Genomic DNA, 20,271 nt, shown 5'->3' with positions numbered 1-20,271 from the left:
GGGGGCCCCTGGGCCGGGCCACGTGCACCGCCACGCCGGGCCGCTCCCGCAGCGTGGCGGCAAACTTGCCGGTCATCCGCGGCTCGTCGACGGGCTTGAGGACGGAGGCGAGCAAGACGGTGAGCGGCGGCATGGGCAAGCAAGGCAAAAAGGAGGCGCCAGCCCGCGGCGGCGGCAGCCAAAGATGGTAGTTTTGCCCCAGATTCACTTTTTCCGTTTTTATGTCATTCGATTCCGCCGCTGCGCAAGCCACCATCGAAGCAGCCTGGGCCGACCGCGCCCTGCTCCAAACCGCCGACACCAAAGCCGCCGTCGAGGCCATCATCGAAGAGCTCGACAAAGGCCGCCTGCGCGTGGCCACCCCGCCCGCCGAAGACGGCGGTGAGTGGACCATCAACGAGTGGGTGAAGAAAGCCGTCATCCTCTACTTCCCCCTGCGCCAGATGAGCACCCAGGAAGTGGGCCCCTTCGAGTACCACGACAAAATGCAACTCAAAACCGACTACGCCGGCCAGCAGGTGCGCGTGGTGCCGCCCGCCGTGGCCCGCTACGGTGCGTTCCTGGCCCCCGGCGTCATCCTCATGCCCAGCTACACCAACATCGGCGCCTACGTGGGCGAGGGCACGATGGTGGACACCTGGGCCACTGTGGGCAGCTGCGCCCAAGTGGGCAAGGGCGTGCACCTGAGCGGTGGTGTGGGCCTCGGCGGCGTGCTCGAGCCCGTGCAAGCGGCCCCCGTCATCATCGAGGACGGTGCCTTCATCGGCTCGCGCAGCATCCTGGTCGAAGGCTGCCGCATCGGCAAAGAAGCCGTGATTGGCGCGGGCGTCACCATCACCGGCAGCACCAAAATCATCGACGTGACGGGCCCCGAGCCCAAGGAATACCGCGGCTACGTGCCGCCCCGCTCTGTCGTCATTCCCGGCTCCATCCCCAAGCAGTTCCCCGCCGGCGAGTACCAAGTGCCCTGCGCCCTCATCATCGGCCAGCGAAAGCCCAGTACGGATTTGAAAACGAGTCTGAACGACGCGCTGCGCGACTTTGGGGTGAGCGTGTAATAGTAGGTTATGAGTTTATATTATTTTGATGATTTAGAAGGTGATGGATTAGCTCGTGAGACGAGCCATCCTTTCTTTGTGCAGCACGCTACAGCTGACTTTTATTATGATGGGGGAGACGATTTTGCTCCTTTCGGGAATGATACAGGCAGTGATTTATTGCGGAACATAGAAGAATGGTACCGCGAGCGAAGAGCCGGTGATAAATCCGTCACTTGGCTTCGCAATCTGATAAAAGCATGGGGTTTTGATACTGCTTACCTTGACTGTGTTGAACAAGGCCAAATAGAAGCAATCAAGTATACTGAGCACTACTCAAGCTCAAATGAGGTGCTTGACCAAGCTGTGATTGCTACTGTATTTGGTCAGTTTAAAATTGCCGGTAAAGCCGATAAGGAGATATATAATATGGCAACCAATGCTTTTCGTCGGCAACGCCATTTAGCCAACCTTGCAAAAGAGGAAACTCAGTGGAATCTTTATGATGAGTACGTAGCTAAGCTGAATATAATGGAAGCCGATCTAGCCGAGATGGCTAACAAAAAAGCCCGCTAACCAGCGGGCTTTTTTATTTAAAACGTGAAGCAGCAATTACGCTACGCCTTCTTTCAGCTTCTCGCCGAACAGGGCTTTCACCTTATCCACTTTGGGCTTGGCTACGAACTGGCAGTAGGGCTCGTGGCCGTGCAGGTTGAAGTAGTTCTGGTGGTAGTTCTCGGCGGGGTAGAAGGTGGGGGCCGGCAGAATCTCCGTCACAATGGGGTTCGGGAAGGCGTGGCCGTCGTTGAGCTTCTGCTTGTAGCCTTCGGCGAGTTGCTTCTGCTCGTCGCTGTGGTAATACACGCCCGAGCGGTACTGAGTGCCCACGTCGTTGCCTTGGCGGTTGAGGGTGGTCGGGTCGTGGGTTTTCCAGAAGATTTCGAGCAGCTCTTTGTAGCTGATGACGGCCGGGTCGAAGGCTACGTCAATCACCTCGTTGTGGCCCGTCAGGCCGCTGCACACTTCCTTATAGGTCGGGTTGGCGATGCGGCCCCCGGCGTAGCCGGATACCACTTTCTCCACGCCCTTAAGGTTTTGGAAAACGGCCTCGACGCACCAGAAACAGCCGGCGCCAAATAATGCATGTTCAGTCATGGGTCAGGAAAAGCGCGCGGTTTTGTATGAGTCGCGCTGCTGGTGTCATAACGCAAATTAGGGCCCCGGCGTTCGGTCGTGGCGTGGGCGTTGCGAGGCCGCGCGTCTGCCCGATTCCCAGGGCCCTAACTGGCCGTTCAGATGCGTGGACTCGCAGCGTCCATGCCACAGCCGGGCTACTTGGCGAAGGTGGGGGCCACCACCAGGTCCTTCGAGCCGGCGGTGTACTGGTAGAAGCCTTCGCCCGACTTGGCGCCGAGGCGGCCGGCCATTACCATGTTCACCAGCAGCGGGCAGGGGGCGTACTTGGGGTTGCCCAGGCCCTCGTGCAGCACCCGCAGGATGGCCAGGCACACGTCGAGCCCGATGAAATCGGCCAGTTGCAGGGGCCCCATGGGGTGGGCCATGCCCAGCTTCATCACCGTGTCAATCTCTTCCACGCCGGCCACGCCCTCGTGCAGGCTGATGATGGCCTCGTTGATCATCGGCATGAGGATGCGGTTGGCCACGAAGCCGGGGTAGTCGTTCACGGCGGTGGGCGTTTTGCCGAGCTGCTGCGCCAGGTCCATGATGCGGGCCGTGGTCTCGTCGGAGGTGGCGTAGCCGCGAATCACCTCCACGAGCTTCATCACCGGCACGGGGTTCATGAAGTGCATGCCAATCACCTGGGCCGGACGCCGGGTGGCGGCCGCGATTTTGGTGATGGAGATGGACGACGTGTTGCTGGCCAAAAGGGCCCCGGCGGGCGCGTGCTGGTCCAGCTCGCGGAAAATCTGGAGCTTGAGGTCCACGTTTTCGGTTGCGGCCTCCACCACCAGTTCGGCGTCGGCCACGCCTTCGGCAATGGTCGTGCAGGAGCGGATGCGGCCCAGGGTGGCGGTCTTGTCGGCCTCGGCCAGGGCCCCTTTGGCTACCTGGCGGTCGAGGTTTTTGGCGATGGTGCCCAGGGCCCTGTCCAGGGCCGGCTGGCTGACGTCGACGAGCGCCACGGCGAAGCCGTGCTGCGCGAATACGTGGGCAATGCCGTTGCCCATGGTGCCGGAGCCGATGACGGCGATGTTCATAAGAAAGAGAAGAAAATGGGAGGGAAGCCACAAAGCTACGTTTCGCCCCTTTGGCCCGGCCCGATGGCGGCCCCACAAGCTGAACCGCCAAAATGTTTAAAAAACTTCATATCCTTTTAAAAACATCTGCCGTACAAGGCCCACAATACTTCTCCTCACCTTTCTTCATCTTCACATCGCCATGGGTAACCTACTGTACATCATCGCCGTCATCTGCATCATCATCTGGGCCCTGGGCTTCTTTGGGGTAATGGGCACCGGCATCCAGGGCAACGGCCTCATCCACATCTTGTTGGTGATTGCCATCATTGCCATCCTGTTCCGCGTCATCAGCGGCCGCAACGCGGTATAGCTGGGCGCAAAAGACTTAACTGGAAATCACAAAAAAGCCCCTCGGCCACGGCTGAGGGGCTTTTTTGTGCGCGGCCGGGGCCCTACTTCCCGATGTTGAACAGGAAATTGAACCGGATGACCGGGTTGGAATAAATGCTGCTGTAGTTATCCTGGAAGTTGTAGAGGATCACAATGTCGGCCGCTGCGCGGTTGCTGATTTGCGAGCGGTAGCCCACGCCAGCCAGCGGCGTCTGCACGGTGCGCGACACGGTGCGGCCGGTCAGGTTGCCGTTCGGGTCCTGCTCCAGCAGCTGGGCGCGGGTGGTTTCGTATTCGGCGTGCACAAAAAACTGGTTGATGACGCGCACTTGCCCGAATACCTTCACCCCAATGTTGTTGGTGCTGATGTGGGTGGTGGGGCCCCCGCCGTAGTAGTTGCCAAAGCCGTAGTTGTTGTAGGAGTAGCTGAGGCCGGGGCCCACCGAGATGCGGTCCGTGAGGCGGATGCCGAGCGCCGGCGAGAGGCTGCCGCTGAACTGGCTGATGCCCCCGTAGGAGCTGTAGCCCAGCCCGAAACCGCTGTAGATGAAGAAGCGGGTGTACTGCTCGGCGTGCTGCTGGGCGGCTTTGCGGGCCTGCTCGCGGCCGGGCAGCTCCAGGCCCGAGGGGCTGCTGCTGCTGGGCTCGATGGTGACGGGCGGCTGCGCCTCGGGCTGCACGGTGGGCTGCGCAGGCTGGGTGCCGGGGGCCGTGTAAATGGGAATTTCGGGGGCCGTGGGCGTCGCGTCCACCGGCTGGGCCGGGGGGCGTGGGGCGGGCGCCGTGGGCGCGGGCAGCACCACCGGTGGGGCCCCCAGCACGGGGCGTTCCTGGGCGTGGGCGCGCCCGATGGTGAGCCCGAGCGCGAGCAGCGCAAGCAGCGAATATTTCATGAAGGGAACGTGAGAAGTAAAGCGCAGAAAATCGTTGGCTGCCAGGGCCCTAAACGGCGGGTGGGCGCGTTTCGTGCCCACCCGCCGCGGTAAAGATTAGGCCAAGTGGTACATCTTCTGGCGCTGGGTTTTCAGCGTTTCGTCGGCCAGGTACTCCTCGTAGTTCATGCGCCGGTCGATGATGCCGTCGGGCGTCAGCTCGATGATGCGGTTGGCCACCGTGTCGATGAACTGCAAGTCGTGCGAGGCGAAGAGCATGGCGCCGGGGTAGTCGCGCAGGGCGTTGTTCAGGGCCTGGATGCTCTCCAGGTCCAGGTGGTTCGTTGGGTCGTCGAGCACCAGCACGTTGCCGCTTTCCAGCATCATCTTGCTCAGCATGCAGCGCACTTTCTCGCCGCCGCTCAGCACGTTGCTTTTCTTCTGCGATTCCTCGCCCGAGAACAGCATCCGGCCCAGCCAGCCGCGCACAAAGCTCTCGTCCTTTTCCACCGAGTACTGCCGCAGCCAGTCCACCAGGTTCATCTCGCCCGACTGGAAGAAGCCGTTGTTTTCCTTGGGGAAGTAGCTGGGCGTGATGGTGGTGCCCCACTTGTAGTCGCCGGTGGCGGGCGTGGCCTCGCCGAACAAAATGTCGAACAGGAGGGAGGCGGCGCGGTCGTCGCGGCCCACGATGGCCACCTTGTCGCCCTTGTCGAGCGAGAAGTTCACGTTCTTGAACACGTTCTTGCCGTCCACCTTAGCGCTCAAGTTTTCGGCCGTCAGCAACTGGTTACCGGGCTCGCGCTCCGATTTGAAGGCGATGTACGGGTAGCGGCGCGACGAGGGCTTGATTTCCTCCAGGGTTAGCTTTTGCAGCAGCTTCTGGCGGCTCGTGGCCTGCTTGCTCTTCGAGGCGTTGGCCGAGAAGCGGCGCACAAACTCTTCGAGTTCCTTGCGCTTGTCCTCGGTTTTCTTGTTCACGTCCTGGCGCTGGCGCAGGGCCAATTGGCTGCTCTCGTACCAGAACGAGTAATTGCCAGGGTACATGGTAATCTTTGAGAAGTCCAGGTCGGCCATGTAATTGCACACGGCGTCGAGGAAGTGGCGGTCGTGGCTCACCACAATCACCGTATTCTGGAAGCTGTCGAGGAAGTTTTCCAGCCACAGCACACTCTCGGTGTCCAGGTTGTTGGTCGGCTCGTCGAGCAGCAGCACGTCGGGGTTGCCAAACAGGGCCTGGGCCAGCAGCACGCGCACTTTTTCGCTCGCGCCCAGGTCCGACATTAAGCTGTAGTGCTTGTCTTCGGTAATGCCCAGGCCGCTGAGCAGCTCGGCGGCTTCGTAGTCGGCGTTCCAGCCCTCGAGGTCGGCAAATTCGCCTTCGAGCACCGCGGCCCGCTCGCCGTCGGCGTCCGAAAAGTCGGCCTTGGCGTAGAGGGCGTCCTTCTCGCTCATCACCGCGAACAGGCGCTGGTGGCCCTGGATGACGGTGTGCAGCACCTGCTGGTCGTCGTAGGCAAACTGGTTCTGCTTCAGCACCGCCAGGCGCTGGCCAGCGGGCATTTCCACGGCGCCGGTGTTGGGCTCCAGCTCGCCGGAAAGGATTTTGAGGAACGTGGATTTGCCCGCGCCGTTGGCCCCGATGAGGCCGTAGCAGTTGCCGGGCAGGAATTTAACGGTAACGTCTTCGAACAGTACGCGCTTGCCGTAGCGCAGGCTCACGTTGGAGGTTGAAATCATGAAAAACAGGAAGTTGAGAATGACAAACGAAAGGGGCCGGCCGGGACCCCGGGGCCCAAATTTACGCACGGCGGGCCCAGCCCGAAACCGCGCCGCCCGGGGCCGTTCCAGAACCGCCCCGCCGCCTAAATGGTGCCCACCCGGCCCAGGGCCCAACTTCCGGCCCGCAAAGGCAGTATAGCAGGGTACTTTCCTTCACCTTACCCGCCCTTCTCTATGGCCACGGCCCCTTCAACCACCCCAAAAAGTACTTTCAGCATGGGCATATTCACCGGGGTTGTGCTCGTTGCGTATACCACCGTAGCGGCCCTGCTCGGGTTTTTTGACCGTATCGAAGCGGGCGGCCTCGACCTGCTGATGCTGGTGGGCGGCACCACGCTGGCCATTGCCCGCCGCTCCAAGGACACCAACGGGCAGTTGAGCTACTTCGAGGGCTTCGGCACGGGCATCGTGACGGCGCTGGTGGCGTCGGTGGTGTTGGGCTTGGGATTCATTGTGCTCACCGTGGTAATACCCCACGCCATGGATCTGACGCGCGCCCGCGATATTTTTGGCTTCGATCTGTCGGTGGTGCTGGCGTTTCTGGCCATCATTCTAATGGGCGGCATGACGGGCGTCATCACGTCGCTCATCGCCATGCAGTACTTCAAGAAGGATGCGCCCGACCCCATGAAAAGCGAGGATTAACGGTACATTCGCGTTGCACTTTTCAGTGATTTAGAGCCAGTTCTGTACGGAACTGGTTTTTTTTTGTATTATTGAATAAATTTGTAAAAAACACGTAATAAATGGAACGCAAAAGGGCCAGCTGAGCGTATTGCAGCCGAATGCTTCGCTCCGGGGACCTATATAAAACATTGCACTTTTTAAAAATCTGAATATTTATTTTTCATTTTCTACGGAACGCCGCTGGCCTCTTCCTGTTTCTGCTAAAAACTACGTTATGAAAGTTAAGATCTCCGTACTGTTTGTGTTGTTTGCCCTGGCTTACATGCCGGCGCGTGCCCAGTTCGTTGACCGCACCTCCATCGAGCGTGCCGTACCAAACATTTCCGTGTTCAACACCGAAGCCAAGGCCCTCACCCGGCAGATGGCCAACACCCTGCACCTCAACGAAGGCCAGTACACGAAGCTGTTTGCTGTGAACCGCACCCGCGTGGCCCAGCTCGATGAAATCAACACCTACTTCAAACCCAACGAGCCCGGCCGCGCCACGCGCCTGTCCGAGCTCGACGCCCAGTACGACCAAGAGTGCGGCCGCATCCTCTCCCCGTCGCAGCTCGCCCAGCTGCACCAAGAGAAAGGATTTCCCATCATGCCCACCGACACAGGCAACGGCCGCGGCTAAACCACGGCTGCGAAAAACTACAAAGGGGCCCGTTGATTATTCAGCGGGCCCCTTTTTTGTGCGCCAGTGCTACCGAGGTTGTGTGGAAACTGTGTGGGCTTCTCACTGGGCCATTTTCGCGGTGGGGTCGACCAGGATTTCGGTGACGGTGCCCAGCGGGCCGAAGTGCAGGCGCAGGCACGGGGCCGCCGAGCGGCGGTGGCCGGGCTCGCACTGGGGCCCCGGCACGAGGTAGTAGATGTACACCTTCTCGGTGCCCTCGCGCAGTTCTTCCTCGTCGGGCTGGCCGAGCAAGGCATTGATGTCGTCGGCGCGGGTGAGGTACAGCTTTTCGCGCGCTTTCAGCAAGTTGGGCAATAGCGCCAGCCGGCGGCCCTGGCAGCCGTAAGTGTCCGCACGCCAAGTAGCTGGCGCGAAGCCCGGGAGTGGGGGCAGGGCGTGGCCGCAGCCGGCCAGGGCCAACCCGGCGGCCAGGGGCCCCACCCGGCGGGCAAGGCGGAGAAAAAAGGAGTCTGCTGGGGGGAAGCGCATGGCGGAAGAACACGGGAAACCGCTGCAAAGGTGGCCCCGCCGCCGCGAACCCGCGGCAGCATCGCCGGGCCCCTATATAACCCCGCGGCTGAATGCGCGTTAAAAGGCCCGGCGGCAAGGTTTGCCGCCGGTTTGCTCACTTTTTCCTTCCCGGCCATGCGCCTCAACTTACGCTTTATTATCGGCCTCATCGTGGCCGCCGTCACGCTGCTGGGTTACTATTTCAACACGTCGAAAAACGAGGTGACTGGCGAAACCCAGCACGTGGGCGGCATGACGCCCGACCAAGAAATTGCCCTGGGCTTGCAGGCCGCCCCCAGCATGGAGCAGCAGTACGGCGGCGAGAGCACCAACGCCCAGGCCGTGCAAGCCGTGCAGGCTGTCGGCCAGCGCCTCATCAGCCAAACCAAGGCCGGCCAGTCGCCCTACAAATTCCAGTTCCACCTGCTGGCCGATGATCAGACCATCAACGCCTTTGCGCTGCCCGGTGGCCAAGTGTTCATCACCCAGGGCCTGCTGAAAAACCTGACCTCGGAAGGCCAGTTGGCCGGCGTGCTGGCCCACGAAGTGGGGCACGTCATTGCCCGCCACTCGGCCCAGCAGGTGGCCAAGTCCAACCTCACCCAGGGCTTGGCCGGGGCCGCCACCATCGCCAGCTACGACCCCCAAAATCCCGGCCGCTCAGTGGCCAGTGCCGCCGTGGCCGCCGCCATCGTGAAAGTGGTGGGCCTAAACTTCAGCCGCGAAGACGAGCTGCAAGCCGATGACCTGGCCGTGCAGCTCACCCCCAAAGCCGGCTACGACCCCCGCGCCATGATTAAGGTGATGGAAATGCTCGCCAGCAAGGGCGGTAGCGGCGGTCAACCCGAATTCCTCAGCACTCACCCCAACCCCAGCAACCGCATCGGCCGCTTGCAGCAGGAGATTGGCCAGGAATTTCCCCAGGGCGTACCCACGGGGCTGAAGCAGTAGCCTGAACCGCAGATTATGCAGATTTAACGGATAAGAACGGATTCCAATAGCCTTTAAATATCCGGTAGTAGGAGTTTTTAGGGCCTTGGCTGGCGTCTCCAAATCCCAACAGAAAGGCCACTCGACGAGTGGCCTTTCTGATTACAGATAGGAGGCCTTAGAAATTCGTTCTTATCCGTTAAATCCACTTAATCTGCGGTTCAGAAATAATCAATCCTGCGATTAAAAGTTAGGCGGAATCAGTTCCTTGAAGTGGCCGTTCAGGCGCACGCGCTCCTTGAGGCGCTCGGTTTCGAGCACCACAGGCAGGGTACGGTCGAGGTGCTCGCGCACCAGGTGCTGGCGCTCGGTTTCGCTGGTGGTGGCCAGGAGTTGGTACTCCTGCTCGGTGCTGAAGCCCACGTGGTGGGCAATGTCGAATATGCGGTAGTCGGGGGCCAGCTCCAGGAGCAGCTTCTTCAGGCCCAGGGCCTCGTAGAGCTGGCGGACCTGCGCCGTGATGACCTGGCGCAGCAACGGGTCGGATTCCTCGTCCTGTACAATGTCCTCAATTTGGCCGCCGGCGTAGAGCTTGCCTGGGGCCTGCCGCTCGAATTTGCGCAGCCGGAACACGCCCACGGCGCGGCTGCGGATGTCCAGCTCACCGTTGGCGTACGATTTTTCCACGTTCACCAAGCGCATCTCGGTGCCCAATTCGCTGAGCTGGTTGTCGAGAAAAGGCGGGATGCCGAACGAAATGTCGTTCTCCAGGCAGTCGCGCACCAGCTGGCGGTAGCGGGGCTCAAAGATGTGCAGGTTCAATTTTTCGCCCGGGAAAACGACGAGGTTGAGGGGGAAAAGTGGAATGGAGCGCATAAAACGGAAATAAGCCAGGCCAGCGGGGCAGTTCCCAATAATACGCCAGCCCGGCGACAACGCCGTACCGCCGCGCTTTGTTCGGCCCCGGGGCCCTACACCAGCTGCCGCAGCGCCATCTCGAACGAGCGCTGGGCCAGGCCGGTGGGCGCACTGCTCTGCCGGTGGGTGCGGGCCAGGGCCGCCTCGATGATGCGCGACACGTCTTGGAAAATGGCCTGGTCGGTGATTTCGGCGCCGGTTTCCATCAAGTAGGCGAACACGCGGGCCATGCCGCAGTTGGCGATGAAATCGGGGATGACGGCGCAGTGCGCGTCGGCCCATTCGCCGGTGGGGCCGAAGAAAATGGCCGGGTCTGCAAACGGCACGTTGGCCCCGCACGAAATCACCTCCAAGCCGCTGGCCACCAAAGCTTCTACTTGTGCTTGCGTAACGAGCCGCGAGGCAGCGGCGGGCACGAAGATTTCGGCCCCCGCCGTCCAAATTTGCCGGTTCACTTCCTCAAACGACAGCAAGTCGGGTGCGTGCAGCGCGTTGCCGTCGCGGCCCAAAAACAGGGCCCTAACTTCTTCCAGCGGCAAGCCCGTGGGTCGCAGCAGGCCACCCGCCCGGTCGATGATGCCCACAATTAGGGCCCCCTGGCTGGCCAGGTAGTAGGCCGCCGCGGCGCCCACATTGCCCCAGCCCTGGATGATGACGCGCTTGCCAGCCACCGCCGTGCCGGGCCACAGGGCGTAGTAGTGGCGCACGGCTTCGGCCACGCCGTAGCCGGTGATGAGGTCGGCCACGGTGTACTTGCGGGCCAGGCTGGGCGAATAGGCCGCGTCTTCGAGCACCTTGACGACGCCCTGGCGGAGCTGGCCGAGCTTCTGGATTTTTTGGGGCTCGGTGGCGCGGTAGTGGCCGTTCACCACGCCCTCCTGCGGGTGCCAGAGGCCGTAGTCTTCGGTGAGGGGGATGATTTCGTGGATTTCGTCCACGTTCAGGTCGCCGCCGGTGCCGTAGTAGGCTTTCAGTAAGGGAATGACGGCCTTGTACCAGCGCTCCAGTACGCCGCGCTTGCGGGGGTCTTGCGGGTCGAAGTTGATGCCCGACTTGGCCCCGCCGATAGCGGGCCCCGAGACGGTGAATTTCACTTCCATCGTCTTGGCCAAGCTCTCTACTTCGCGCTTATCCAGGCCTTTGCGCATGGGGGTGCCGCCGCCGGCCGCCCCGCCCCGGACCGAATTAATCACGACCCAACCTTCGGCTTCGGTTTCGGGGTCTTGCCATTCAAAAACGATTTCGGGGCGCTTCTGCTCAAATTGAGCGAGTAATTCTCTCATGAAAAAAGGGAAGTGGGGCCGGGCTGCCCGCTTTTTCGCGGGCTACCCAGTAATCGTTGGCAATCGTTGGGCAATCGGGTGGGGCCCCGGGCGGCGGTTCGGGCAATTACCGGGCAGCCCGCGAAAAAGCGGGCAGCCCGGGGCGCTACAGGTTGGGTTCCAGCCACGATTTGTAGTAGGCGCCGTCGTCCAAGGCCATGGCGGCTTCGGTCAGCATCAGGGGCCGGAAGGTGTCAATCATCACGGCCCACTCGTCGGTGCCGGTTTTGCCGATGCTGCGCTCGTAGGCCCCCGGCGCGGGGCCGTGCGGAATGCCGCCGGGGTGCAGCGTGAGGTGGCCCGGCGCGATGTTGTTGCGCGACATGAAGTTGCCGTCCATATAGTAGATCAGCTCGTCAGAGTCGATGTTAGAATGGTGGTAGGGCGCCGGAATGGCGTGCGGGTGGTAATCGAACAGCCGGGGCACGAACGAGCACACCACAAACGCCTTCGTCTCGAACTGCTGGTGCACGGGCGGCGGCTGGTGCACCTTGCCGGTAATGGGTTGGAAGTCCCGGATGTTCATCCCGTAGGGGTAATTGTAGCCATCCCAACCCACCACATCGAACGGGTGCGACGGGTACAGCAGCTCGTGCAGCACACCCTGCTTCTTAATTTTCACCACGAAGTCGCCCACCTCGTCGTGCGTTTCCAGAGCCCCAGGCAGCTTGTAGTCGCGCTCCGCGTAGGGCGCGTGCTCCAGCAGCTGGCCGAAGTGGTTGCGGTAGCGCTTGGGCGTATAAATCGGGTGGAACGACTCGGTAATTAATAGCCGGTTGTCCTCCGAATCAAATGCAATCTGGTAAATAATTCCGCGCGGAATTAATAAATAGTCGCCCGGCTCGAAGCGGATGTTGCCCAGTTGCGTGCGCAGCGTGCCGGGGCCCCGGTGAATGAATAGCAGCTCGTCGGCATCGGCGTTTTTGTAGAAATAATCCCTCAGCGACTGGCGCGGCGCGGCCAGCGAAACGTGCACGTCGCCGTTCACCAGTACCGGCGTCCGGGCCCCTAAATAATCGTCCTGTGGCGATACCTGGAACCCCTTGAGCAGGCGTGCTTTAATGTTCTTCTCAACCGCAATCTTGGGGGTTAAGTCCACTTCGCCCAGCACTTCCTTCACCATCGTGGGCCGGCGCAGGTGGTACATCAGCGACGACGTGCCTTCGAAGCCAATCGTGCCGAACAGCTGCTCGTAATAGAGCCCGCCCTCCGGCTTCTCAAACACCGTGTGGCGCGTGTGCGGCAGCTGGCCAAGCTTGTGGTAGATGGGCATGGGATGGTCAGTTAACAGTGAGCAGTTATCAGTGAACAATTAGTAGGCTTGGGGCCCTAGGCCGTCATGCTGAGCGCAGCGGAGCGGAGTCGAAGCATCTCTAATGCTTCACTAAATCATAATTACCGCCGCGGGAAAGATGCTTCGACTTCGCTCCGCTGCGCTCAGCATGACGGCCTTTTTATCGCGCTGAAACCACCAATTCTTACAAATTGCCCCGGCGGTCCTGCTCGCGTTCCAGGCTCTCGAACAGGGCCTTGAAGTTGCCGGCACCGAAGCTTTTGGCGCCTTTGCGCTGGATAATTTCGAAGAACACCGTGGGGCGGTCCTCCACCGGCTTGGTGAAAATTTGCAATAAATAACCTTCCTCGTCGCGGTCGGCCATGATGCGCAGGGCCCTCAGGGCCTCCACATCCTCGTCGATTTGGCCGACGTGGGCGCGCAGGTTGTCGTAGTAGCTGTCGGGCGTGTTTAGGAACTCCACGCCGCGGCTTTTCAATTCGCGCACCGTGCCGATGATGTCGTCGGTGGCCACGGCGATGTGCTGCACGCCCTCGCCCTCGTAGAAATTCAGGTATTCCTCAATCTGCGACTTCTTTTTGCCCTCGGCCGGCTCATTGATGGGGAATTTTACGTAGCCGTTGCCGGTGCTCATTACCTTGCTCATCAGGGCCGAATACTCGGTCGTAATCTGCTTGTCGTCAAAGCTTAGGATGTTGGCGAAGCCCATCACGTCCTCGTACCACTTTACGGTTTCGTTCATGCGGTTCCAGCCCACATTGCCTACGCAGTGGTCCACGTGCAGCAGGCCGGCGGGGGCGGGGTTAAAGCTCGATTCCTGGGCCACGTAGCCCGGCATGAAGGGGCCCCGGTAGTTTCGGCGCTCCACGAAAAGGTGCACCGTTTCGCCGTAGGTGTAGATGCCGGCCGTGCGCACCTCGCCGTGCTCATCGGTGAGGGTGCGGGGCTCCTGGTAGCTGCGGGCGCCGCGGCTCATGGTTTTCTCGTAGCTGGCGTAGGCGTCGTCCACTAGCAGGGCCAGGATTTTCACGCCGTCGCCGTGCTGGCGCACGTGCTCTGAAATCTCATGGCCCGAGTGCATGGCCGTCGTCAGCACCAGCCGGATTTTGCCCTGCTGCACCACGTAGCTGGCGCGGTCGCGCACGCCCGTTTCGGGCCCCGCGTAGGCTACCGTCTGGAACCCAAAAGCGGCCTTGTAGTAGTAGGCCGCCTGCTTGGCGTTGCCCACGTAAAACTCGAGGTGGTCGGTGCCGAGTAGGGGCAGGAAATCGGTGGTGGCGCGCTGCTGAAGGGCTTGGGCTACTTGGGGTTCCATGGATTTTGGGTGGGAGTGAGGCGGGTTTGAACGGTGCGGGGCGTACCGTATGGGGCCCCTGTTATAATTGTGGGCCCCTGTCATGCTGAAGAAGGAAGTATCTTCCCACCGCGGCATCATTTGCGCTTTTACGCCTGCCGACAGCAAACGTGAGAAGATGCTTCCTTTATCAGTATGACAGCGGGTTAGAAGTATTACAGTTGGCTACTAGTACGCAATACTAACACTCGTTAGGGCCCAAGTCCAATATCGGTTCCTTATGACGCCAATAAGAATTTCTTATGGAGATTTGCGGATATGGAACTTCGCCAGCTGCGGTATTTTGCTGAAGTAGCCACCGCGCTGCACTACGGTCGGGCGGCGGAGCGGCTGTGCGTGTCGCAGCCGGCCCTGAGCCAGCAGATTCAGCTGCTGGAGCGCGAGTTGGGCGTCGAATTGTTTGACCACCAGCAGCGCACCCGCCAGCGCCGCGTGGTGCTCACTGAGGCCGGCACCGTGTTCCTTACCGACGCCCAGCGCCTGCTGCGCCTCAGCCGCGAGGCCATCGAAACGGTGCGCCGCGTGGGGGCCCCGCACAAAACCGTGGAGCTGGGCTACTACCAGCTGCTGCGCCCCGACCGCTTGGTGGGCATCGTGCAGCGCTTCGCCCAGCACTTCCCCGACGTGCAGTTTCACCTCCACGAGCTGCCCACCTTCCGGGCCGTGCAGGAAGCGCTGCTGGCCGAAACCATCGACCTGGGCCTCACGCTGCTGCCATTGCTGCACGACGAGCTGGCGGCCCGGCCCTTCGGCCAGGGCGGGCTGGCCGTGGCCCTGCCCGCCGCCCACCCGCTGGCGGGGCTGGCCGAGGTGCCGCTGGGGGCCCTGGCGCACGAGAAATGGGTGGAAATCAGCCGCCCGTTGCACCCGGTGTACGACGAGATTGAGCACCTCTGCCAGCAGGCCGGTTTCAGCCGGCGCGGGGCCATCGTGCAGGAAGTGTCGTCGCTGGAGCTGCTCAGCAACCTCGTCAGCCTGGGCATTGGCATCGCCTTCGTGCCCTCGTTCTTCGATTTGGAGCGGGTGCCGGGCGTGGTGGCGCGGCCGCTGCGCGTGCCCGCCGGCGCAGCGGAGGTGGTGCTCACGCAGTGCGTGGCCTACCTCGCGGCCCGCCCAGGTCCCCTGCTGCAAGCCTTGGTGGCGCTGGTGTAGCCGCAACGTTTCAGTACGGTAGCGCCGTATTCCTGTAGCGCGAACTTTGTAGTTCGCGTCGCTGCCCGGAATCGCTCAGCGGAAACCGGCAGGACGAAGCGAGCGACGCGAACTACAAAGTTCGCGCTACAGACCGTTCAACGCCCGGACTCGCAGATTCCAAGCTACAGCTTGGCGGCCCGGTAGAGGTTGTCGGCCGATTGCTCAATCTTCGCCCGCAGCGGTGCCGGATACCCCGGTCTTTCCTGCAAAAAATGCCGCACCGTGGCCGCGGCTGTGGGCGTTCGGTACCAGCGCAGCGTGGCCGCCAGCCAGGTTTGGGGGAAGAAAATATCGCCCGTGCGCTGCAATTCTTCTGCCAAGGCCAGGCTTTGGGGCAAGTATTTTTCGGAAGCCGCCACCCGCAGCGGGTGGTGCAGGTAGGCGAGGGCGGCGGCCACCCAGGCTTCTTTTTCGCGGTTTTTAGCGTCGGATAAGCTGGCGAAAAAGGCGTCACGCACCGCTACGTCGTCCGAGAGCGAGGGCAGCAGGTATTGCAGGCGCTGACGGCGGTCGGGGTTTTGGATGCGGGCCAGCTGGGTTTGCAAAATCTGCGCGTAGCCGGGGTAGGCGCGCACGGCCAGGGCGGCGGCCAGGTCGGTGTAGTCGTCTTCGGTGAGGACGACGCCGGCGGGCGGCTGCTTGGCCTGCCAGATTTCGTGGAGGCGGTCCTGGGCTTCGCGGCTCAGGGCCAGGCCGGCGTAGGCCTTGAACAGCAGCTTCTTGAGGTTTGGGGGGCCTATTTGCTGCACGGCGGCCCACAGCTCGGGCTCCAGCGACGCGGCCAGGGCCGGGCGCTCGGCGGGCGGGGTGAAGCGCCAAAACAGGCTCGACACCTGGTCGAGCAGCAGGCCCAGGTTCAGCTCCTCGGGCTCGCGGGCCAACAGCGGGCGCAGCAGGGCCAGCACCTGCGCCGGGGCCCCGGCCTGGCCCGCCAACAGGTTCTCGTTCAAATTGATGTAGGCCGCGGCGCGCATCACTGGGTTTTTGAGCTCGCCCAGGTGCGGCAGCGCTTGCGCATCCAGCGGGAAGAGGCCGTAGCCTTCGCCCAACGCGTTGAGCAGCACGTACTGCGGGGCGGGGCGGCCCTCGGCGGCGCGCAGGCGCAGCTGGGCTCCGCGCATATCGGCGGGTAATTCCTCCACGCGGTCGGCGTACACCAGCGCCACGGTGAAGGCCTGGGGCCAGGCGCGGCGGCTGTCGTCCTCGCCCTTTTGGCTGATGGTGAACGACTTAATCTTGCCCCGGGCTGTGCGCAGCTGGTAATCGAACACGGGCCGGCCGGGCTCGTTCACCCACACCTTGTTCCAGGCCTGGAGGTCGGCGGGGGTGCGGGCGTCGAGGATTTGGATGAGGTCGGGCCAGGTGGCGTTGCCGTAGGCGTAGCGCTTGAGGTATTCGCGCAGGCCGTCGCGGAAAGCGTCGGGGCCCATCAGGTGCTCCAGCTGGCGCATCATGATGGGCGCCTTGTGGTAGATGATGTTGCCGTAGAGCGAGCCCGCGGCCTGCAGGTTGTCCAGGGGTTGGCGGATGGGGTTGGCGCCGGCGGTGCGGTCCACGGCGTAGGCGGCGGGGTAATGGTCGGTGACGAACTTGAGGTCGAAGTTGCCGTCGGGCTGGGTGACGGTGCTGATTTTGTCGGCCATGAAGTTGGCGAACACCTCCTTGGTCCACACGTCGTCGAACCAGCGCATGGTCACGAGGTCGCCGAACCACATGTGGGCCGTTTCGTGGGCCAGCAGGTTGGCGCGGCCGTTGAGCTGCTCGCGGGTGGCCCCACCGTCCAGAAACAGCGACGCCGCCTTGTAGTCAATCACGCCCGGGTGCTCCATGCCGCCGTACTGGAAGTCGGGGATGCCCACAAAATCAAACTTCTGGAACGGGTACGGCCGCTGCGTGTAGTCCTGCAAAAACTTTAGGGCCCCGGTCTGAATATCAAAGATGGGCCCCAGGCTGCGGCCGAGCTTGGCGGTGTCGGTTTCGCGGTAGTAGAAGCGCATCGGCCGTCCATCCATCTCTTTGGCCAGGGTGTGAAATTTGCCCGCTGCGAAGGCAAACAGGTAGGTGCTCAGGGTGTCAGACGGGGCGAAGCGGTACGTTTTGGTGCCGGCGGCAGCGGCGCGCGTGGAGTCGGCCAGGGGCCCGTTGGCCACCGCCCGCCAAGCCGCGGGCAGCGTGAGGGTGAGGGCAAACGTGGCCTTCACGTCGGGCTGGTCGAAGCACGGAAACACGGTGCGCGCGCGGTCGGGCACGAGCAGCGTGTAGGCAAATTCGGGGTTGCGGTTCAGCGACCGGCTGCCGGCCGTGAAGCTGATTTCCACCGCGTTGGGGCCCCGCGCAGGTAGCCGGGCGCAATGAGCACGTGCTCGCGCCGCTGCACAGGCGGCACCACTTTGCCGTTCACCGCTAGGCGCTGCACCGCCCCAGCGGGCGCCTTAAAGTCGAGCGCCAGCGAATCGGTGGGGCCGCGCAGCTCGAAGCGCACAGTTTCGAGGCCAACCACGGGTTGCGTGGGGGCCCCGGGCAGCACAAAATCCAGGGTGTAGGCCACGCGCCGCAGCGCCTGTGCCCGCTGCGCCGCCAGCGCCGCCGACACGCCGGTTTGCACGGGCGCGGCCGGCGCGGCGGGGCCCTGGGCCAGGGCCCCCAGGGGCAGTAGGAGGAAAGCGAAGGAACGGAGAAGCGTCATGGGGCAAAGCTCGCGGCAAAAAGTGCATCCAGCCAAGCGGCCGGTCATGCAAGGGGCGGCCTGGTCCGGGCTGCCGGCTTTTTCGCCGGCTGCCCGGTAATCGTTGCGTTGGTTAAGAACTATTTGAGTCAACCAAAAAGCTTTTTAAGCGGTCATGCCGAGCGCAGCCGAAGCCTCTCTCCCGCTGACTAATCACTGATTACTGCTGCGGGAGAGAGGCTTCGGCTGCGCTCAGCATGACCGTTCTCATTGACTCAGACAGCTTCTGCAAGAGCCGCTGCCCGGGGCCCCAGCTGCCCCTGGCCCGCCACAACGATTAGCGTGCAGCCGGCGAAAAGCCGGCAGCCCGCGCCCTAGGCGTACTTTTGCCCGCATGCCACCCGTTTCCTCTGCTCGCCAAAAATCAATTTATTACCTCCGCCAAGCCACCCGGCTGGCTTTGCAAGTGGGGGCGGCGCTGTTTCTGGCGTCGGTGGCGTGGGTGCTGGTGTACCGCTGGGTGGCCCCACCGGCTACTTGGCTCATGCTTGACCGCCGGGCCCACGCGCCGGTGGGCCTGGGCTACTACGGCATCCAGGGGGAGGGCGCGCGCCACATCCGCTACCGCTTCCGCACCCTGGATGAGGTAGCGCCCACGGTGCCCCTGGCCCTGGTAGCGGCCGAGGATCAGCGGTTTCTGCTGCACCACGGCTTCGACGTGGATGCCATGATGCACGCTGCCAAGCGCAACTGGAACGGCGACGGCAAGCACATCGTGGGCGGCAGCACCATCTCGCAGCAGGTGGCCAAAAACGTGTTCCTCTGGCAGGGCCGCAGCTACGTGCGCAAGGCCGCCGAGGCCTACTTCACGGTGCTCATCGAAACGCTGTGGAGCAAGCGCCGCATCATGGAAATGTACCTGAGCGTGGCCGAAATGGGCGACTGCACCTTCGGCGTGGAGGCGGCCAGCGAGCGGTACTTCCACAAATCGGCCGACCGCCTCACCGCCCCCGAAGCCGCCCTGCTGGCCGGCGTGCTGCCCAACCCGCTCCGCTTCCGCGCCTCCGACCCCGGCCCCGTGGCCCGCGCCAAGCAACTGCGGGTGCTGCGCAACATGCGCCGCCTGGGCGGCACCGCCTACGTGGCGGAGATTACGGGGGAGTGAGGATTTTAGGAAGTAATGCTTATTTGGGGGCCCCAATAACCAGTTCCTTAAATCGATACAATGACATGGGAAGCCTCTTCTGCTCGATTTTATTAACCGTAATAGTACCAGTTAGCATATATATAACTGCCAGTCTGTTGCTATTCTACCGGGTGGTTAAAAAGCAGAAATTAGTAATCTGGCAGAGGCTACTACTAAGCGTTACGTTGCTTATCGGCTTAGGTTTATTGACGGTTATTCTTGGGTTTGCATTCCTTGCAACTCATCCAATGGACCCGTCTTTCAACAGTAGAACTTAGAATTCACGCGCAACATGCACCGCCTACGTAGCGGGAGTGAGGGGAGGGAGCAGTTATCGCATTCAAAATTTGCGTTCCAAATACATTACCCTGCCTTGAGGATATGTACTTGCTAGTGCAATTAAAGCTTGAAACCCTGCTTTAGGCAGTTGATTTACAGAACCAACAAAAACGCACGCTTCCGCACGGCTTTTTTTATTTCTAAACTTATGAGAATCTTTCATAGTGTAGCCGCTTAACGTAAGAATAGTGGGGGTGTCCTGCGATACAATCGCCGTAATGCTTATCATCATGTTTTTGGGCGACGATAATGACTTGGCGAGTAAGTGAAAGTCAGTAGTGATGCCTTCTTTTCCTTGGTAGTCAAGCTTAAATCCTTGGGATTGGATTAAATTGCTGAATACCCGAATAGCAGTGTTAGCATTATCAGGAACATACAACACGATTCTATCTGCTCCCTCAAATGAATTCTTTGTTGGCGCTCCCCACTTTTCAGGCAATTGACCGAATGCAGTTGAAGCAGAAAAAAATAGGGTGATGATTAGGTAAATAATTCTCATAGACCAGCAATATATACTCTCGCTGCCCATCAAACCTGCCGCTAAATAGCCCGCGCAACCAACCCTGGGGCCCCACTGCTAATCAAAAGCCGCCCAGTTATGGTTGCCCGCAAGCAGACCACAAATTCCTATAAATTTCCCGTTGGCTCCTACTTCTAACCCGGCGGAATCCGCGCCAGTCATCATTGGCGCCGGCCTCTCAGGCCTCACAGCGGCCCGGGCCCTTACGGCGGCGGGGCAGCCCGTGCTGGTGTTCGAAGCCCGCGACCGGGTGGGCGGCCGCACCCTCGCCGTGCCGGCGCTGCCCGGGGCCCCCGCCGACGAGCACCTCGACTTGGGCGCCACCTGGGGCTGGTCGCACCACCCGTACCTGATGCGGCTGCTGGCCGAGCTGGCGACCCAGCCCTTCGTGCAGCCCCAGCGCCGGGGC

General features: G+C 61.8%; 21 protein-coding genes. 9 read left to right on the top strand and 12 right to left on the bottom strand.

All coding sequences use genetic code 11. The features are described from left to right. Nucleotides 1–221: 221 nt before the first annotated feature. Both BEN49_RS24100 and BEN49_RS24095 read left to right on the top strand, forming a co-directional pair. A complete protein-coding gene (locus BEN49_RS24100; RefSeq protein WP_070747390.1) occupies nt 222–1,058 on the top strand; it encodes a 2,3,4,5-tetrahydropyridine-2,6-dicarboxylate N-succinyltransferase in 837 nt (278 codons plus the stop codon). A gap of 9 nt (nt 1,059–1,067) precedes the next feature. After that, nucleotides 1,068–1,613: a hypothetical protein gene (locus tag BEN49_RS24095; protein WP_125917205.1), complete on the top strand. Its 546-nt coding sequence runs from the start codon at nt 1,068–1,070 to the stop codon at nt 1,611–1,613. Nucleotides 1,614–1,649: 36 nt separating this feature from the next. Here BEN49_RS24095 and msrA read toward each other — a convergent pair whose 3' ends face one another. Both msrA and BEN49_RS24085 read right to left on the bottom strand, forming a co-directional pair. Further along, nucleotides 1,650–2,192, bottom strand: a complete 543-nt coding sequence (gene msrA / locus BEN49_RS24090) for a peptide-methionine (S)-S-oxide reductase MsrA (protein WP_070747385.1) — start codon at nt 2,190–2,192, stop codon at nt 1,650–1,652. Nucleotides 2,193–2,368: 176 nt separating this feature from the next. Beyond that, entirely contained in the window at nt 2,369–3,256 is an 888-nt protein-coding gene (locus tag BEN49_RS24085) for a 3-hydroxyacyl-CoA dehydrogenase family protein (protein ID WP_070747383.1), read from the bottom strand. A gap of 181 nt (nt 3,257–3,437) precedes the next feature. Between BEN49_RS24085 and BEN49_RS27365 the strand changes: the two genes are divergently transcribed. Further along, a complete protein-coding gene (locus BEN49_RS27365; protein ID WP_125917203.1) occupies nt 3,438–3,608 on the top strand; it encodes a lmo0937 family membrane protein in 171 nt (56 codons plus the stop codon). Between the two features lie 82 nt (nt 3,609–3,690). Here BEN49_RS27365 and BEN49_RS24080 read toward each other — a convergent pair whose 3' ends face one another. Next, nucleotides 3,691–4,521 carry a hypothetical protein gene (locus tag BEN49_RS24080; protein WP_070747381.1) on the bottom strand — a complete coding sequence of 277 codons (831 nt, stop codon included), beginning with the start codon at nt 4,519–4,521 and terminating at the stop codon, nt 3,691–3,693. Between the two features lie 96 nt (nt 4,522–4,617). After that, a complete protein-coding gene (locus tag BEN49_RS24075; RefSeq protein ID WP_070747392.1) occupies nt 4,618–6,240 on the bottom strand; it encodes an ABC-F family ATP-binding cassette domain-containing protein in 1,623 nt (540 codons plus the stop codon). A gap of 279 nt (nt 6,241–6,519) precedes the next feature. Here BEN49_RS24075 and BEN49_RS24070 point away from each other — a divergent pair, with 279 nt between their 5' ends. Both BEN49_RS24070 and BEN49_RS24065 read left to right on the top strand, forming a co-directional pair. Then, entirely contained in the window at nt 6,520–6,927 is a 408-nt protein-coding gene (locus tag BEN49_RS24070) for a DUF4199 family protein (RefSeq protein WP_158023070.1), read from the top strand. Between the two features lie 256 nt (nt 6,928–7,183). Then, nucleotides 7,184–7,588 carry a hypothetical protein gene (locus tag BEN49_RS24065; RefSeq protein ID WP_070747377.1) on the top strand — a complete coding sequence of 135 codons (405 nt, stop codon included), beginning with the start codon at nt 7,184–7,186 and terminating at the stop codon, nt 7,586–7,588. A 102-nt stretch (nt 7,589–7,690) separates the two neighbouring features. Here the strand turns inward: BEN49_RS24065 and BEN49_RS24060 are convergent, their stop codons facing one another. Continuing rightward, nucleotides 7,691–8,119, bottom strand: coding sequence for a hypothetical protein (locus BEN49_RS24060; protein ID WP_070747375.1), 429 nt, complete (start codon nt 8,117–8,119; stop codon nt 7,691–7,693). 156 nt (nt 8,120–8,275) lie between these two features. On the opposite strand from BEN49_RS24060, the gene BEN49_RS24055 reads away from it, so the two are divergent. Beyond that, nucleotides 8,276–9,091, top strand: a complete 816-nt coding sequence (locus tag BEN49_RS24055; RefSeq protein ID WP_070747373.1) for a M48 family metalloprotease — start codon at nt 8,276–8,278, stop codon at nt 9,089–9,091. Between the two features lie 222 nt (nt 9,092–9,313). Here BEN49_RS24055 and BEN49_RS24050 read toward each other — a convergent pair whose 3' ends face one another. From BEN49_RS24050 to hppD, 4 genes are all read right to left on the bottom strand, one after another. After that, entirely contained in the window at nt 9,314–9,946 is a 633-nt protein-coding gene (locus tag BEN49_RS24050) for an LON peptidase substrate-binding domain-containing protein (protein ID WP_070747371.1), read from the bottom strand. Nucleotides 9,947–10,041: 95 nt separating this feature from the next. Continuing rightward, nucleotides 10,042–11,271, bottom strand: coding sequence for a Glu/Leu/Phe/Val dehydrogenase dimerization domain-containing protein (locus tag BEN49_RS24045; RefSeq protein WP_070747369.1), 1,230 nt, complete (start codon nt 11,269–11,271; stop codon nt 10,042–10,044). 145 nt (nt 11,272–11,416) lie between these two features. Further along, complete coding sequence (locus tag BEN49_RS24040; protein ID WP_070747367.1) at nt 11,417–12,583, bottom strand: homogentisate 1,2-dioxygenase; 1,167 nt, start codon at nt 12,581–12,583, stop codon at nt 11,417–11,419. A gap of 205 nt (nt 12,584–12,788) precedes the next feature. Beyond that, on the bottom strand, nt 12,789–13,919 hold the full coding sequence (hppD, locus tag BEN49_RS24035; protein WP_070747365.1) for a 4-hydroxyphenylpyruvate dioxygenase: 1,131 nt from the start codon (nt 13,917–13,919) through the stop codon (nt 12,789–12,791). Nucleotides 13,920–14,216: 297 nt separating this feature from the next. Between hppD and BEN49_RS24030 the strand changes: the two genes are divergently transcribed. Beyond that, nucleotides 14,217–15,110, top strand: coding sequence for a LysR substrate-binding domain-containing protein (locus BEN49_RS24030; RefSeq protein WP_070747363.1), 894 nt, complete (start codon nt 14,217–14,219; stop codon nt 15,108–15,110). A gap of 164 nt (nt 15,111–15,274) precedes the next feature. Here BEN49_RS24030 and BEN49_RS24025 read toward each other — a convergent pair whose 3' ends face one another. Together BEN49_RS24025 and BEN49_RS29965 are read right to left on the bottom strand one after the other, a co-directional pair. Continuing rightward, nucleotides 15,275–17,470 carry a M1 family aminopeptidase gene (locus BEN49_RS24025; protein WP_239692088.1) on the bottom strand — a complete coding sequence of 732 codons (2,196 nt, stop codon included), beginning with the start codon at nt 17,468–17,470 and terminating at the stop codon, nt 15,275–15,277. Beyond that, nucleotides 17,434–17,838: a hypothetical protein gene (locus BEN49_RS29965; RefSeq protein ID WP_239692087.1), complete on the bottom strand. Its 405-nt coding sequence runs from the start codon at nt 17,836–17,838 to the stop codon at nt 17,434–17,436. The genes BEN49_RS24025 and BEN49_RS29965 overlap by 37 nt, the downstream gene beginning before the upstream one ends. A 373-nt stretch (nt 17,839–18,211) precedes the next feature. On the opposite strand from BEN49_RS29965, the gene mtgA reads away from it, so the two are divergent. Further along, nucleotides 18,212–18,982, top strand: a complete 771-nt coding sequence (gene mtgA, locus BEN49_RS24020; RefSeq protein WP_070747361.1) for a monofunctional biosynthetic peptidoglycan transglycosylase — start codon at nt 18,212–18,214, stop codon at nt 18,980–18,982. A gap of 361 nt (nt 18,983–19,343) precedes the next feature. On the opposite strand, the gene BEN49_RS27360 is transcribed toward mtgA, so the two are convergent. Continuing rightward, complete coding sequence (locus tag BEN49_RS27360; protein WP_125917199.1) at nt 19,344–19,841, bottom strand: hypothetical protein; 498 nt, start codon at nt 19,839–19,841, stop codon at nt 19,344–19,346. Nucleotides 19,842–19,983: 142 nt separating this feature from the next. Between BEN49_RS27360 and BEN49_RS24015 the strand changes: the two genes are divergently transcribed. After that, nucleotides 19,984–20,271: FAD-dependent oxidoreductase (locus tag BEN49_RS24015; protein ID WP_239692086.1), on the top strand; the 288-nt coding region annotated here is incomplete at its 3' end.

This window comes from Hymenobacter coccineus (genome assembly GCF_001816125.1).
Taxonomy (GTDB): Bacteria; Bacteroidota; Bacteroidia; order Cytophagales; family Hymenobacteraceae; genus Hymenobacter; species Hymenobacter coccineus.
The sequence above is the reverse complement of the archived record's forward strand: the minus strand, read 5'-3'. Positions and strand labels throughout refer to the sequence as shown.